Annotated in this window: 11 protein-coding genes; 5 read left to right on the forward strand and 6 right to left on the reverse strand. The window is 65.7% G+C overall.

The features are described from left to right. Window positions 1–29 precede the first annotated feature (29 nt). From KAJ83_RS12715 to KAJ83_RS12725, 3 genes are all read left to right on the forward strand, one after another. Window positions 30–3,683, forward strand: a complete 3,654-nt coding sequence (locus tag KAJ83_RS12715; protein ID WP_210682445.1) for a hydantoinase B/oxoprolinase family protein — start codon at window positions 30–32, stop codon at window positions 3,681–3,683. A gap of 79 nt (window positions 3,684–3,762) precedes the next feature. Continuing rightward, window positions 3,763–4,278 (forward strand): PAS domain-containing protein, encoded by a 516-nt coding sequence (locus KAJ83_RS12720; RefSeq protein WP_210682446.1) that lies wholly within the window; start codon window positions 3,763–3,765, stop codon window positions 4,276–4,278. A 53-nt stretch (window positions 4,279–4,331) separates the two neighbouring features. Next, on the forward strand, window positions 4,332–5,123 hold the full coding sequence (locus KAJ83_RS12725; protein ID WP_210682447.1) for a phytanoyl-CoA dioxygenase family protein: 792 nt from the start codon (window positions 4,332–4,334) through the stop codon (window positions 5,121–5,123). Window positions 5,124–5,258: 135 nt separating this feature from the next. Here the strand turns inward: KAJ83_RS12725 and KAJ83_RS12730 are convergent, their stop codons facing one another. Together KAJ83_RS12730 and KAJ83_RS12735 are read right to left on the reverse strand one after the other, a co-directional pair. Further along, window positions 5,259–6,758 (reverse strand): CoA-acylating methylmalonate-semialdehyde dehydrogenase, encoded by a 1,500-nt coding sequence (locus KAJ83_RS12730; RefSeq protein ID WP_210682448.1) that lies wholly within the window; start codon window positions 6,756–6,758, stop codon window positions 5,259–5,261. 148 nt (window positions 6,759–6,906) lie between these two features. Then, the gene (locus KAJ83_RS12735) at window positions 6,907–8,058 is read right to left on the reverse strand and encodes a trimethyllysine dioxygenase (protein ID WP_210682449.1); all 1,152 of its coding nucleotides are present in this window, start codon (window positions 8,056–8,058) and stop codon (window positions 6,907–6,909) included. Between the two features lie 318 nt (window positions 8,059–8,376). On the opposite strand from KAJ83_RS12735, the gene KAJ83_RS12740 reads away from it, so the two are divergent. Continuing rightward, window positions 8,377–8,583, forward strand: a complete 207-nt coding sequence (locus KAJ83_RS12740; RefSeq protein WP_210682450.1) for a cold-shock protein — start codon at window positions 8,377–8,379, stop codon at window positions 8,581–8,583. 262 nt (window positions 8,584–8,845) lie between these two features. Here KAJ83_RS12740 and KAJ83_RS12745 read toward each other — a convergent pair whose 3' ends face one another. From KAJ83_RS12745 to KAJ83_RS12755, 3 genes are all read right to left on the reverse strand, one after another. Continuing rightward, a complete protein-coding gene (locus tag KAJ83_RS12745; RefSeq protein ID WP_210682451.1) occupies window positions 8,846–10,996 on the reverse strand; it encodes a N,N-dimethylformamidase beta subunit family domain-containing protein in 2,151 nt (716 codons plus the stop codon). Window positions 10,997–11,042: 46 nt separating this feature from the next. Continuing rightward, window positions 11,043–11,396, reverse strand: a complete 354-nt coding sequence (locus tag KAJ83_RS12750) for an ArsC/Spx/MgsR family protein (RefSeq protein WP_210682452.1) — start codon at window positions 11,394–11,396, stop codon at window positions 11,043–11,045. Window positions 11,397–11,483: 87 nt separating this feature from the next. Continuing rightward, on the reverse strand, window positions 11,484–12,419 hold the full coding sequence (locus KAJ83_RS12755; protein ID WP_210682453.1) for an N-formylglutamate amidohydrolase: 936 nt from the start codon (window positions 12,417–12,419) through the stop codon (window positions 11,484–11,486). 175 nt (window positions 12,420–12,594) lie between these two features. Here KAJ83_RS12755 and KAJ83_RS12760 point away from each other — a divergent pair, with 175 nt between their 5' ends. After that, the gene (locus tag KAJ83_RS12760) at window positions 12,595–13,062 is read left to right on the forward strand and encodes a RidA family protein (RefSeq protein ID WP_210682454.1); all 468 of its coding nucleotides are present in this window, start codon (window positions 12,595–12,597) and stop codon (window positions 13,060–13,062) included. 23 nt (window positions 13,063–13,085) lie between these two features. Here KAJ83_RS12760 and KAJ83_RS12765 read toward each other — a convergent pair whose 3' ends face one another. Beyond that, window positions 13,086–14,483: a hypothetical protein gene (locus tag KAJ83_RS12765; RefSeq protein ID WP_210682455.1), complete on the reverse strand. Its 1,398-nt coding sequence runs from the start codon at window positions 14,481–14,483 to the stop codon at window positions 13,086–13,088. Window positions 14,484–14,499 lie beyond the last annotated feature (16 nt).

A 14,499-nucleotide genomic window follows, 5' to 3' on the forward strand; every position in this document is an offset into this window, starting at 1 on the left:
GGGAACGATCTGACAGGAAAGCTTGGCCGATGAGCGAGAATGCGAGCGCCGGCCCCACCGCGGGCTTGCAGGATGTCGCCGACCAGCGCGACGGCTGGCAATTCTGGGTCGATCGCGGCGGCACCTTCACCGATTTGGTGGGACGTTCACCCGACGGACGGCTGGTGACGCACAAGCTGTTGAGCGAGAACCCGGAAGCCTATGCCGACGCCGCCGTGCAGGGCGTGCGGGATCTGCTGGAGTTAGGCCCGGACGACACCATCCCGGCCGAGGCCATCGACGCGGTCAAGATGGGCACCACGGTCGCGACCAACGCCCTGCTGGAGCGCAAGGGCGACCGGACGCTTCTGATCGTGACCAAGGGCTTCCGCGATGCGCTGCGCATCGGCTATCAGGCACGCCCGCGCCTTTTCGATCGGCATATCGTGCTGCCGGAACTGCTCTACGACCGGGTGGAGGAAGTGGCGGAACGCCTCGACGCCGGGGGCGAGGTGGTGACCCCACTCGACCTGGAGGATTTGGAGCCCCGGCTGCGCGCCGCCTATGACGACGGCATCCGCGCGGTCGCGATCCTTTGCATGCATGCCTATCGCTATCCCCAGCACGAGGAGCGGATCGCCGAACTCGCCAAGGAAACCGGCTTCACCCAGATATCCACCAGCCATGCGACGAGCCCTTTGATAAAGCTGGTCGGGCGCGGCGATACGACGGTGGTGGACGCCTATCTCTCCCCGATCCTTCGGCGCTATGTCGATCAGGTGGCGGGGGCGTTGGGCGATGTCCGCCTGCAATTCATGCAATCGAACGGCGGCCTGACCGACGCGCGCCTGTTCCAGGGCAAGGACGCCATCCTCTCCGGTCCCGCGGGCGGTATCGTCGGCGCGGTGAAGACCAGCGCGCAGGCCGGATTCGATAAGCTCATCACCTTCGACATGGGCGGCACATCGACCGACGTCGCCCATTACAACGGTGAATTGGAGCGCGCCTTCGAGACCCTGGTCGCCGGCGTGCGCATGCGCGCGCCGATGATGCAGATCCATACGGTCGCGGCCGGCGGTGGGTCGATCTGCCGCTTCGACGGCGCGCGCTATCGCGTCGGGCCGGAGAGCGCGGGCGCCGACCCCGGCCCCGCCTGCTATCGCCGGGACGGGCCGCTGGCGGTGACCGACTGCAATGTCATGCTGGGCAAGTTGCAGCCGGATTTCTTCCCGGCCGTGTTCGGCCCGAACCAGGACCAACCCCTCGACACCGAGGCGGTGGCACGCAAGTTCGCCGATCTGGCCGAGGAAATCCGCGCCGCGACCGGCGACGACCGCGCGCCGGAGGACGTGGCCGAAGGGTTCCTGAAGATCGCGGTCGAGAACATGGCGAACGCGATCAAGAAAATCTCCGTCCAGCGCGGCTATGACGTTGGCGACTATACCCTGGTCAGCTTCGGCGGCGCCGGCGGCCAGCATGCCTGCCTGGTCGCCGACGCGCTGGGGATGAGCCGGGTTCTGCTGCATCCCTTCGCGGGCGTGCTATCGGCCTATGGCATGGGACTGGCCGACGTGCGGGCGCTGCGCGAGCAGTCGATCGAGAAGGATTTGGACCGATCGCTGGAAAGCGGCGAGTTGGCCGAGGCCCTCGACCGCATGGCCCGGTCCGCGCATGACGAACTGACCGGCCAGGACGTGCCGGAGGAGAAGATCGCGATCCATCGGCGGGTGCATATCCGCTATGACGGGTCGGACACGCCGCTCGACGTGCCCTTCGGCACGAAGGAGCAGATGATCGCCGCCTTCGAGGCGGAATACCGCGCACGCTTCGGCTTCGTGATGGCCGGCAAGGGGATGATCGCCGCCAACGCCGCCGTGGAAGCGGTCGGCAAGACCTTCGACCTGGCCGAGGACGAGGAAGGCGCGGAGGGCGCGACACCCGCACCGCTGGCCCGCGTCTCGATGCATTCCGGCGGGGCGCGGCACGAGACCCCGGTCCATGACCGCGATGCGCTGAAACCCGGCAACCGGATCAAGGGCCCCGCCATCATCGCGGAGAAAACCGGCACCAATGTGGTCGAGCCCGGTTGGGAAGCGGAATTCACCGCCATCGGCAATCTGGTCCTGCGCCGGGTGGAGACGCTGCACCGCGCGCACGCCATCGGAACGGAGAGCGATCCGGTAATGCTGGAGGTCTTCAACAACCTCTTCATGTCGATCGCCGAGCAGATGGGCTTCACGCTCCAGAACACCGCCTTCTCGGTCAATATCAAGGAGCGGCTGGATTTCTCCTGCGCGATCTTCGACCGGGACGGCGGCCTCGTCGCCAACGCCCCGCACATGCCGGTCCATCTGGGCTCCATGGGCGAGAGCGTGCGCGCCGTCATCCGCAATAACGAGGGCACGATCCGGCCCGGCGACGTCTATGTGCTGAACGCCCCCTATAATGGCGGCACGCACCTGCCGGACGTCACCGTGATAACCCCCGTCTTCGACGAGAAGGGCGCGGATATCCTGTTCTATGTCGGCAGCCGCGGCCATCAGGCCGATATCGGTGGAACGACGCCGGGCTCAATGCCATCCAATTCCCGGACGGTCGAGGAGGAAGGCGTGCTGATCGACAATTTCAAGCTGGTCGATCGCGGCGATTTCCGGCGCGATGCCTTGATCGCGCTTCTTTCCTCCGGCCGCTATCCCGCGCGCAATCCGGAACAGAACGTCGCCGACCTGGAAGCCCAGATCGCGGCGAACGAGAAGGGCGTTCAGGAACTGCGCAAGATGGTCGATCAATTCGGCCTGAAGACCGTCATGGCCTATATGGCCCATGTTCAGGACAATGCGGAGGAAAGCGTCCGCCGCGTCATCGACGTGCTGCAACCGGGCTATTTCTCGTACGAGATGGACGACGGATCGGTCATCAAGGTCGCGGTCTCGATCGACCGGACGCGCCGTCAGGCAACGGTCGATTTCACCGGCACCAGCGCGCAGCGGGATACCAACTTCAACGCCCCTTCGGCGATCTGCCGGGCGGCGGTACTCTATGTCTTCCGCACGCTGGTGGAGGACGAAATCCCGATGAACGAGGGCTGCCTGAAGCCGATCGACATCGTGATACCCGAAGGCTCCATGCTGAACCCGGTCTATCCGGCCGCCGTCGTCGCCGGCAATGTGGAGACCAGCCAGGTGGTGACCGACGCGATCTATGGCGCGCTGGGCGTGCTGGCGGGCGCGCAAGGCACGATGAACAACACCACATTCGGCAACAAGACCTATCAATATTACGAGACGGTCTGCGGCGGCTCCGGCGCGGGGCCCGATTTCGACGGCACGGCGGGCGTGCACACGCATATGACCAATTCCCGCCTGACCGACCCGGAGGTGCTGGAATGGCGGTTCCCCGTGCGGCTCGACAGTTTCGAGATTCGCGAGGGCACCGGCGGCAAGGGCAAGCATAAGGGTGGCGACGGCACGCTGCGCCGTCTGCGCTTCCTGGAGGATATGGAGGTCGTCATCCTCTCCAACCGCCGGCGCGTGCCGCCCTTCGGCCTGAAGGGCGGGGAGGACGGCCAGTGCGGCCGCAACTGGGTCGAGCGCGCCGACGGCACGGTCGAGGAGATGAGCGGCACCGACAGCCGCGCGGTCCACCCCGGCGACGTCTTCGTCCTGCAAACACCGACTGGGGGAGGATACGGAGTACCCGATTGAGTCCCTGGTCGAGGCGATCGTTTTACCCTACCCTGATACCCAAGGCGGGATTGATGGCACACGGTGGGGAGCGGTTCACGTGCTCGACCCAAGACAGCACGCTCTTTTCAAGCATTGGAAGGCGCTATGTCCGGCGCCGGGGCAACCGCCGCCGCGTTCGGCCTTTGACCCCCTCGACACACCTTCGGCACTATCGACCTTGGTGCTGGCCGAGGTAACGGGGATCGAACTCACTTTCCGCGTCGTCGGCACGGATCAGGTGGAGGCCTGGGGCTTCGACTATACCGGCCGAACACTTTCCCAAATCATGACGGGAGAGTATCACGACTTCATTCGCGGACTCTATGATCAGACGATCGAGACACGGTCCTGCGTCTTCTCGCATAGCCGTTTTCAATGGGATCAAGGCCGGACACTCGATACCCGCCGCCTCATGATGCCGCTTACCGCCACGGACGCGCCGGATGTGGTGCGGTTCATCCTGGCGAGTCAGGTCTTCGACTATGGCCGGACCGGCCCCGAGACACCGGTCGTCGCGCGGGGAGAGGCGGTCGGACGAATCGATCTGGAACATCACGTCCTGAAGTCGGAGTGACCGCCGCACGGCGCGCTTGCCATGACCGGCCGGCGCCCCATAGCATCCTCGTCATGATCGACGATACCTTGATAGACGCCTACCAACGGGATGGGGCCGTCGTGGTGCGCGGCGCCTTCGCGGCGCATGTCGAGACGATCGCCGCCGGCATCGCGCGCAACATGGCGGAGCCGGGTCCCTACGCGGCGGAAAACCTGAAGCCGGGCGAGGCGGGGCGCTTCTTCGACGACTACTGCAACTGGCAACGCCTGCCGGAGATCCGCCGGATCGTGGAGGATAGCCCCGCCGCCGAAATCGCGGCCGCCGCCATGCGCTCACGCAGCGCGCAGTTCTTTCACGACCATATCCTGGTCAAGGAACCCGGAACGGCCAAGGCGACACCCTGGCATCAGGACATGCCCTATTATTTCGTGGCGGGACATCAGACGCTCAGTATGTGGATTCCGGTCGATCCCGTGACGGAGGACACCTGCCCGCAATTCATCGCGGGCTCTCACCGGTGGGAGAAGATGGTGACGCCGGTGCGCTGGCTCGACGACAGCGATTTCTATCCCGACCCCAGCCTCTATCGCCCGGTTCCCGACCCAAGCGTCGAGAATTTCGATATCCTGAGCTGGGCGCTGGAGCCCGGCGACGCGATCCTGTTCGATTTCCGCACGGCCCATGGCGCGCCCGGCAACCTGACCGCCGCCCGGCGCCGGGCGCTGTCCCTGCGCTGGGTTGGCGACGACGCGCGCTATGCCGAGCGTCCGGGCCGCACCTCGCCGCCCTTCCCGGGCCACGGGATGATTCCGGGGCAACGGCTGCGGCAGGACTGGTTTCCGGTCCTGTTCGGAAACGGCTAAGGAAACATATGCCCGCCTTGCCGGCGCCCGTCTTCCCCGTGCCCGTCTTCCCGGCCCCCGCCTTCCCGACGACGGCCTCCCCCGACAAGACGGGGGAGGCTTTGTCCAGTCGCCACGACGAAGGCGTCATCCACCTTAGTCGTTGGTCGGGAAGGCGAGTTGATAACCGTCCTTGATGCCCGACGGCCAGCGCGAACTCACCGTCTTCATCTTGGTGAAGAAGCGGATCGATTCCGGCCCGTGCATCTGGGTGTCGCCGAACTTGGAGCGCTTCGCCCCCCCGAAATTGTGGAAGGCCATCGGCACCGGAATCGGCACGTTGACGCCGATCATGCCGACATCGACCTGATCGGTGAAGCTGCGCGCGGCATCGCCGTCGCGGGTGAAGATCGCGACGCCGTTGCCATATTCGTGATCGTTGATCATCCGCACCGCATCCTCGTAGGTCGAGGGCGCCATGACGGACAGAACCGGGCCGAAGATCTCGGTCTTGTAGATCTCCATCTCGGTCGTCACCTGATCGAACAGCGTGCCGCCGACATAGTAGCCATTCTCATAGCCCTGGAGCGTCGCGCCGCGGCCGTCGATCAGGAGCTTCGCGCCCTCGTCCACGCCACGCTGGATCAGGCCCTCGACACGTTCCTTCGCCTGACGGGTGATCAGCGCGTTGATATCGGCATCGGGGTCGTCCCAGGCGCCGATCTTCAGGCCCTCGACCGCGGGTGCCAGCTTCTCGATCAACCGCTCGGAGGTCTCCTTGCCGACCGGCACGGCGACGGAGATCGCCATGCAACGCTCGCCGGCCGAGCCGTAGCCGGCACCGACCAGCGCATTGACAGCCTGGTCCATGTCCGCGTCCGGCATGATGACCATATGGTTCTTGGCGCCGCAGAAGGCCTGCACGCGCTTATTGTGGCGCGAGCCTTCCTGATAGATGTATTCGCCGACCGGCGTGGACCCGACGAAGCTGACCGCCGGCACGTCCGGATGGTGCAGCAGCGCGTCGACCGCTTCCTTGTCGCCGTGGATGACGTTCCACACACCGTCCGGCAGGCCGGCTTCCTTCCACATCTCCGCCAGCATGTTGGGGGCGGAGGGATCACGTTCCGACGGCTTGTTGAGATAGGCGTTGCCGCAGGCGATCGCCATGGCCCCCATCCAAAGCGGGATCATGACCGGAAAGTTGAAGGGCGTGATGCCGGCGACGACACCCAGCGACTCGCGGATCGAATAGAGATCGATGCCACCGCCGATATTGGAATTGAATTCGCCCTTGATCAGATGCGGCACGCCGGCCGCGAACTCGACCACGTCGATGCCGCGCTGAATCTCGCCCAGCGCGTCGGGCTTGGTCTTGCCGTGTTCCTTGCAGAGCACCTCGGCCAACTGCTCGCGCCGGGCCACCATCAACTCGCGCATCTTGAAGATCACGGCCGAGCGTTTCGGCACCGCCGTCTTGCCCCATTCCTCGGCCGCGGCCTGGGAATTACGAACCGCCGCATCCACCTCCGCCGTCGTGGCGTAGGGAAGCTTCCCCGACACCTCGCCCGTCGACGGGTTGAAAACGTCGCCGAAGCGGCCGCTCTCGCCCGCGACATACTTGCCGCCGATGAAATGTTGCAGGGTCTCGGTCATGGGGACGCTCCTCGCTCGTTTGATGTCGATCAGCCGATCGGTCGCCCGTTCGTTCCTCGCGTCGATCGCCCGACTCTTGTTTGGGTCATTTTCCAGGCCGGTACCGTCCGGCCACCGACCAGCGTTTTACGGGCCGAGGCCGTCTATCTCAAGCCGCCTCTTGCCGTGCCATACCGCGCAACGTGCGGAGTTTGCTCTCGAAATCCTCCCGGTTGTGATAAGCGCCGCAAAGCCGCCGCCGCCCGTGATAGGCCAACCGGCCGTGCAGGGTGCGCCAATTGTCGAACAGCAGGGCGCGGCCGGGCCGCAAGCCGAAGACGAGCTGGCGCGCGCGTTCGTTCGCCATGCGATGGAACAGGCCGTAGGCGCGATAGAAGGCCTCCTGCTCCGCCTCGGGCAGCAGGAAGGGCGCGCGGTCGTGATGGTTGAAGCTCACCTGCTCCACGGCGCCCTTACGGTCGAGGCGAAAGACCGGCCGCCGCGCCTCCAGATGCAGTCCCTCCTCCAGGTAACGGGCGGGCACGGCGACCGTGCTCAAGACCTCGAAGGCGGCCGGGTCCTTGGCGCGGATCTCCTCCGCGATCGCGACGCCATCGACCAGAACACTCTCGCCCCCCTCGCCGTCGAACTCGATGACATGGAACATCTGAAGGCCCGGGGCATCGTGGCTGTAGGTCGAATCCGTATGCGGCGTCAGCGACAGGTTGGTATAGGCCGTGTCGGCGCGCGCCAGATTTGCCGTGAAGTCCCAGAAATCGCCGAAGACGGTCTGGCGCAGATAGCCGACCCGCTCCGCCAGCGCGCGCGTCGCCTCCGGCGTCGCCGGCACGCCGTCGACCAGCCCGAAGCCGTCACGCGCGACCGCCTCCAGCCAGGCGCGCAAGCCCTCATCGCCATCCATCACCTGGGCATGCGGCACGCTCGGCAAGGCATCGACATCCCAGACACCCGCATCCGGCCAAAGGACCGGCGCACAGAGCGGCGCTTCCGACGCCTCCCCTTCCTCCGCCAAGCGACGCAGGAAATCGAGGGACAAGACGCTTTCATGGTCCTCGTTACGCCAGCGCACGGTCAGCACCCGCCCGCCGTCCGTCACCGCGGCTTCGCGCGCCAGGATCAGCTGCTCGAAGGTGAAGACGTCCACCTGACGCTGCAGGGTATCGGGATGCAGGCTCTCCGGCGTCTCGCAATGGTCGCGCAGCCAGAGCGCGGGGAAGCGCCGTGTCGCCCCTCCGCCCCAATCGAGCGTCACCGTCTTGCCGTCCGCCGATACTTCCGCCGTCACGCTCTCGCGCGCCATGATGCGTTCCTCGCCTTTTCACTTCCGCCATGTTCGATGTGGTTTGGATTTTCCCAAAGCACCCCCGACGTGGCAAGCCGCCGGAATCCAGCATGCCGGATGTCCGGGGATCGTTAACCCGCGCTTTTATCGGAACAGGGCCCTACGATTTTCCTTGAACTCGCGGCCCAAGCATTTGATATAGGGGCTGCTATCGCTCTCCAATCTGAAGACCTGTCCGTCTCTCGAAGGCTGCCGGTCCCTTTCAATTGCGACCGACGAGCCACAGCCGCGGCATATCGCGCGCGGCGTATTAAATAGACTAGGAGTACGGACGCCATGGCTACCGGCACCGTGAAATGGTTCAACCCGACCAAGGGTTTCGGCTTCATCGAACCGGAAGACGGCTCGAAGGACGTTTTCCTGCACATCTCCGCCGTCGAGCGCGCGGGCCTCAATAGCCCCGCCGAAGGCCAGAAGGTGAAGTTCGAGCTCGAGACCGGCCGTGACGGCCGCGCCTCGGCGGGCAACATCAGCTACGTCTGATAACGCCCGCGTCTCTCGAGACGCCGAGAACCTCCCCCCGGGCGACCGGGGGGAGGTTTTTCTTTGCGGTGGCCCGCACCCGGGAAAGGCTAGAGCATGATGATATGATGTGGCCCACTCGAGATCGTTTTTCCGGGTTTCCGGCAAGGAGAGGACGCGCGGGCGATATGGGTCATCGTCAAGCGGCCTCGACGCGGTCCGGGGGCCCGGAAAAACGACCGAAGGCGGCGTCTCGGATGGGGCCACATCATATCATCATGCTCTAAGCCAGGAAGCGTCGGAAAACCCGTTCCAGAAGCCGGCTCACCGGATTGTCGTAGCCGTCCGGCGGCAGGCTGCCGCAGAAGGTGATGGAGCCGGTCGCGAAGACCGCCCCGCCGCCCGGCACGTCGAAATAGACCATGTCGGCGCGTTTCAGCGCCTCCGGCGGCTCGCCGTTCACCGTGGTGATGTGGGTCAGCATCTCCTCCGGCACGGTCACGAAACTTTCCGGCGCGCCGGCGGAGCGGGCGAGGACCGTGATCCCCTCCGGGCTGCCCAGCATCGGGTCCACGCGGTCGAGCTCGAAGCCCGCCGCGCCGCCGCCGCTCAACCCGAAATCGCCGAGCAATTGGCCAGCCTCCAGCCCCTCAAGAATCCAGGCGCCCGGCGCGTCACCGGCTACCTCCTCCACGCGATAGGCGTCCGCTTCGAACTGGCCTTGCGCGCTGAAGCCGATACCGACCAGAAGCTGCGGCGCCCGTCCCTGCCGACGCCAGAGACCGCCATGGCCGCCGTCGAAGGCATGGTAATATTCCCCCGGCCGCGCGTCCCAGGCGCGGATGCCGCCCTCGGCCCGGCGCACCTCGATCGCGCCCGGCAGTTCCTCGTGACGCGCGATCTTCCAGTAGAAGCCATTGCCGCCGAGATAGGCGAGCTTCCCACCCGCGTTCCGGAACCCGGTCAAGGCGTCCAGCGTGTTGGCGGTGTGATATTCCGGGTGGCTGCCCGTCGTCAGCATCTTGTAGCCGTCGAGCGCGGCCGCCCCCTCCTCGTCCAGGATCTCATCCGTGACGATGTCATAGGGAATGCCCTTGGCATGCAGCCAGCCGATCAGATGGCTGTCCGCCGGGAAATGCCGCAGGCCCGAGCCCTCGCCATAGCCGAAGGTCGCGTAGCCAGGCTTCAGGGTGAAGAGCGGGCGCCGGTGGCTGGCATGGCAGATGCCGGAGCCGTCCCTGTGGCGGTTGTAGGTGGAGAGCCCATATTCCGGGTAATCGGCGGGGTTATAAGGATAGGCGCCCCAATCCCGGAACCGGTCGCGCCAGAAGGGTGCGAAATCGGGCCGGGCGTGATTGCCGTAGACCGAATAGGTGAAGGTCGAGACCAGCACCGCCAGATCGGCCGTGCGCGTGCCCTTGGGCGGCGGCACGAAGAAGGGGATCGCGTCCTCCGCCTCCCCGCATTTCAGGCGGCAGACATAGATTCCGGTCGGCAGGTCCGTCGGCAGGGTCCAGCGGATATCGTCATCCCAGCCGAAATCGACGATCTCGTCACTGTGAAAATGGATCGCGGCATAATGCGCCGGCTTCTCGCACCAGCGGAAGACGGTCCCGTCCCAGAGCGAGCCCGCGACCCCGCGCGTCGGCAGATTGACGATTTGGCCATGAAGACCACGCGGACCTGCATCCTCGACCGCCAGGCTCTCGATCCGCCGCGCGAAATCCCAGGTGGCGAGGGTGTTCCCCCCGCCGTCGCGGACCGCCGGGGCCTCTATCCGGCCGTCGAAATGGTCGATCGCCGCGCCGTCCGCGTCCAGGCGGGCGGCGATTGTCAGCACCGCGGCGGGGGAAACCGTTTCCGTGGCAGGAACCGAAGCCTCCCCACGCGCGCCCGGGCGCGGTGCATCGGCGCGGCCATGAGGCAGCGCCTCCCAGGAAACCGAGAGCCGGCCGTCCGCGAGATCGAGGCATATGCGATACCAGCGCTCCGCCTTCAACGGCTCCGAAACGGTGGCGGCCGCCTCCCCGGACCGGCCGACGAGGCGTCCCGAGCCATCGAGCATGAGGACCAATCGGCCAAGCGCGATCACTACCTGCTCGCGCCCATCGGCCGGCAGGGTCGGCCAGATCCGCGCCTCGACCGACCCGCCACGGGACAGGTCGAGAGCGCCGGCCCCTTCAACCACTATATGGGAGCCCGGATTGAACGGTTGCACGCGGGAGGGATAGCGTCCGGCGAAGGAGGCGGCCACCGGTTCCTCCACCACGCCGGGCCCGTCCGGATTGGGATCGGCGGTGATGGAACGGGTAAGCCAGGCATCGAACGGAGCAGGCCCGTGCGAGGAGACCTTGAAGCCGATTTCCTCTCCCGGCCGTACCGTCAGCCTGTCCGCATAGCCGAGCAGTGGAATCCGCCCATCCTGCCGCGCCATGATCACCTCCCCAGTTCCGCGTTGTTTCCCTATCCGCGCCGCGGGCTCAGTCGATGCCGAGCTTCGCCTTGACCGACCCGTCGAAGCCGACCGTCACGCTGCCGTCGTCATGTTCGATCACCGGCCGCTTGGCGAGCGACGGATTGTCCTTAACCAGCATCGCGGCCCCTTCCGTCGCATCGGCCAGCGCCTGCTGGCCCTCGTCCAGCTTGCGCCAGGTGGTCCCGCCGCGATTGACCAACTTGGCCGCGCCGACACCTTCGGCCCAACGCATGGTGGTTTCAGTGTCGGGCGGCATCTTCTTGAAATCGACGAACTCATAGTCGATGCCGGCGCCCTTCAGCGCCTTCACCGCCGTCTTGCAGCTATCGCAATTCCTCAGGCCGTAAACCTTGGGCATGATATCCTGTCTCCTTATCAACACGCGTCAAATGCCCGGGGTCCGCGCGGGATGCGCGGACTGGCCGGTGCAATCCGGTATTCCGGGCTATTCGGCGGCGATCCGCCGCGTCTGGTAGAGCGCATGATCGCAGACCGCCTGGACCAGACGGCCGAGATCGCGTCGCAATGTGGTAAACCCTGGGACCTTCTCCACCGTCGCCTCGCGCATATAGAGGCTCCGGTTGATTTCGATCTGCAGGCTGTGCCGGTCCTGGGCCGGCCGTCCATAGGCGCGCACCAGTTCCGCCCCGCGATAGGGATCGTTCAGCCGCACGCTATAGCCCATATCGACCAGCCAGTCGCGCACCAATTCGGTGAAACCGGACGCGCAACTCGTCCCGTCCCGATCGCCCAGGACGAAATCCGCCCGCGCGCCGGGCCGCCCCGCGACGGCCGGGCTGCTGGAGGCCGGCATGGAATGGCAGTTGATATGCCAGACGGCGCCGAACGCGGCATAGGCGCGTTCCAGCTCCCCTTGCAGCGCGTCGTGATAGGGGCGCCAATATCCCTCGATCCGCCGCGCCACCTCGGCCACCGGCAGTTTTCCATCATACATCGGCCGCTCGCTCGGGTAGCTGCGCCAGATCAGCCCGTGCCCCAGGCGCGATTTCTCCGTCGGCGCGATGCGGCCCGGCCAGATTCCCTCGATCATGCCGGGATCGATATCGTCCGCCGCCCGGTTGGGGTCGATGAAACTGCGTGGGAACTCCGCCGCCAGAAGAACCGCGCCATAAGCCGGCGCATCGGCGAAAAGCTCATCGACGAAGGCGTCCTCGACCCGGCGCAGGTCGCGCATCGGAACGCTGGGTCGAAAATCCGCCGGATAGCAGGCACCGGAATGCGGCGAATCCAGGACCACCGGCGCCACCACCGCATCCGGCACAGCCGCCGCCAGGCGATAAACGCCGTCGAGCCCGTCGACGCGCGCGGCATACCCGGTCTGTGCGCTTTCGCGGTCTTGTGGCGGATCACCGTCACACATGCTCCGGCTCTCGCTTTCGAAAAGGGACGCGTTCGCGCTCGTTGGGGGACGCGTCATCGTGACTTCCCATAAGGTGATATCAATCGCGCGTGCCGTTGGCAAAGCCCACGCATGGCGACTATGATCCACGCGCGCCGAACGCGCATGTTTAAGTCCCCGTCCGAAGGAGCCCCCCATGGCAGGAACGATCGACGCCCGCCTCGACGAACTCGGCATCACCCTGCCGGAACCGCCCGCCGCGGCCGGTGCCTATACTCAGGTGCTACGTGTCGGCAATCTACTCTATATCTCGGGCCAGGTTCCGTTCCGCAACGGCGAGATCACCTATGTCGGCAAGGTTGGCCGGGACTTCTCGCTGGAGGAGGGACAGGAAGCCGCGCGCGCCTGTGCCCTCAACATCGTGGCGCAGGTGAAGCGCGCCCTCGACGGCGATCTCGACCGGGTCGCGCGGATCGTGAAGCTGGGTGGCTTCGTCAATTCCACGCCGGACTATACCGACCATCCGAAGGTGATAAACGGCGCCTCCAACCTGATGGGCGACATCTTCGGCGAGAAGGGGCAGCACACACGCTTCGCGGTCGGCGCGGGCTCCCTGCCGCTGGGTGTCGCGGTGGAGGTCGAGGCGATCGTCGAGGTTGCGTGACCTCCACATAGCGACCGGACGCATCAAAAACGGTAGTTCACCGCGAACTCGACATTGTCGTTACGGTCGTAGCGCCCGAACAGCGTGTCATCCGGCCCCTCGTACCGGGTCGCCGTCCAGGACAGGCGCAGATTGTCCGTCGGCTCGTAGCGTAGGAACAGGCTCGCCAGATTGTCGCGTTCGTCCAACGCCCGGTTATAGGCCCCCCCGAATTTCCACTCGCTGTCCACGGTGACGGTAAGGGACGCGATGATGTTGTTTCGGTTCGGCCGCGCATCCTCCGACGAGAGCACGTAATCGGGGTCGGACTGGCTGTCCAGGCGCACCTCGCGCGCATATTCCACGACCGGCGTGATCTCATCCAACCCCATGCTGTTGGCGAGGCGGGTTTCCCGGTATTTCGCGCCGATCAGCCCGCGCGCCAGATCGTCGTCGCGCCCACGCATCGCCCAATAGCCGACCCCTTCGGCATAGAGCTTCCATGCCCCTTCCGTCACCGCCGCGCCGAACGAGGCGACGGTCACCCGGGGATAGACCTTGTCATAGGGGTTCAATCGTCCCCTCGGCGGCCGTTTCAATACCGGATAGGGACCAGGTCCGTTGAAGCCGGAAACGAAATAGTCGAGGCCCGTCGCCGTGCCCTTATATTGCACGAGATAGCCCCATTCCTCCGGCGTGACCCCGCGCAGATCCTCCTCGATCTCCGCCGTCAGACCGGGCGGCAGGCCCGGAATGTCGATCGCGGCGAATTCGGACCCGCCGGACCCGTTGCTACCGCCCCAGCGCGAGCTTTCGTGCGGGCCGGGCGTGTTCTCCTCGACCGGCATGATAATGCCGGTCAGACGGTCGCTGCCCAGATAGGCGTCCGCGCGAACCTGCCAAACCCCGAAATCGACGGCATGCTGCGGATTGACCGAATTGTCGGCCCCGTAGATGTCGGTCGGCGAATAAATCTCCGCCACGCCGAAGGGGACGGAGTCCTTGCCCATCGTCACCTCGACCACATCGCCGAGATAGCTCAACGTCAACCGGCTGGCGTCGAGATACCGGCCATGACCGGAGCGGCTGCCGGGCCGCGTGAAGAGACCCCGTTCCGCCCCGCTATAGGTCGAGGCCACGGCCTCCAACCCAACCCCCAATGTCCAGTAGTCATTGAGGAAGGTGTCGCTCTCCATGCTGAGATGGGTCCAGGCCTCGAAATCCTGGTTCTCGACACCGTTCGCCGCCGCCTGATCGGGGGGGCGGGAATAGAGGCTCAGGACCGTTTCGGATTCATAGCGCGCGTTCTCGACGACCTGCTCCAGAAGGCCCGGCGCCTCCTCCTCGTCCTGAGCCAAGGGCGCGGAAACCGGCAAGAGCCCGATCGCCGCCACCGCCGCACCCGATAGAACGGCGCGCCGGGCGCGGATGCGTGCATTCATTCCCCGTCCCGATGTC

Source organism: Marivibrio halodurans, from assembly GCF_017963645.1.
In the GTDB taxonomy this organism is placed as follows: domain Bacteria; phylum Pseudomonadota; class Alphaproteobacteria; order UBA8366; family Aestuariispiraceae; genus Marivibrio; species Marivibrio halodurans.

Coding starts and splice junctions, on each gene's coding strand:
- KAJ83_RS12715 (WP_210682445.1), top strand. CDS start 30: ATGAGCGAGAATGCGAGCGCCGGCCCCACCGCGGGCTTGCAGGATGTC.
- KAJ83_RS12725 (WP_210682447.1), top strand. CDS start 4,332: ATGATCGACGATACCTTGATAGACGCCTACCAACGGGATGGGGCCGTC.
- KAJ83_RS12730 (WP_210682448.1), bottom strand. CDS start 6,758: ATGACCGAGACCCTGCAACATTTCATCGGCGGCAAGTATGTCGCGGGC.
- KAJ83_RS12735 (WP_210682449.1), bottom strand. CDS start 8,058: ATGGCGCGCGAGAGCGTGACGGCGGAAGTATCGGCGGACGGCAAGACG.
- KAJ83_RS12740 (WP_210682450.1), top strand. CDS start 8,377: ATGGCTACCGGCACCGTGAAATGGTTCAACCCGACCAAGGGTTTCGGC.
- KAJ83_RS12745 (WP_210682451.1), bottom strand. CDS start 10,996: ATGGCGCGGCAGGATGGGCGGATTCCACTGCTCGGCTATGCGGACAGG.
- KAJ83_RS12750 (WP_210682452.1), bottom strand. CDS start 11,396: ATGCCCAAGGTTTACGGCCTGAGGAATTGCGATAGCTGCAAGACGGCG.
- KAJ83_RS12755 (WP_210682453.1), bottom strand. CDS start 12,419: ATGTGTGACGGTGATCCGCCACAAGACCGCGAAAGCGCACAGACCGGG.
- KAJ83_RS12760 (WP_210682454.1), top strand. CDS start 12,595: ATGGCAGGAACGATCGACGCCCGCCTCGACGAACTCGGCATCACCCTG.
- KAJ83_RS12765 (WP_210682455.1), bottom strand. CDS start 14,483: ATGAATGCACGCATCCGCGCCCGGCGCGCCGTTCTATCGGGTGCGGCG.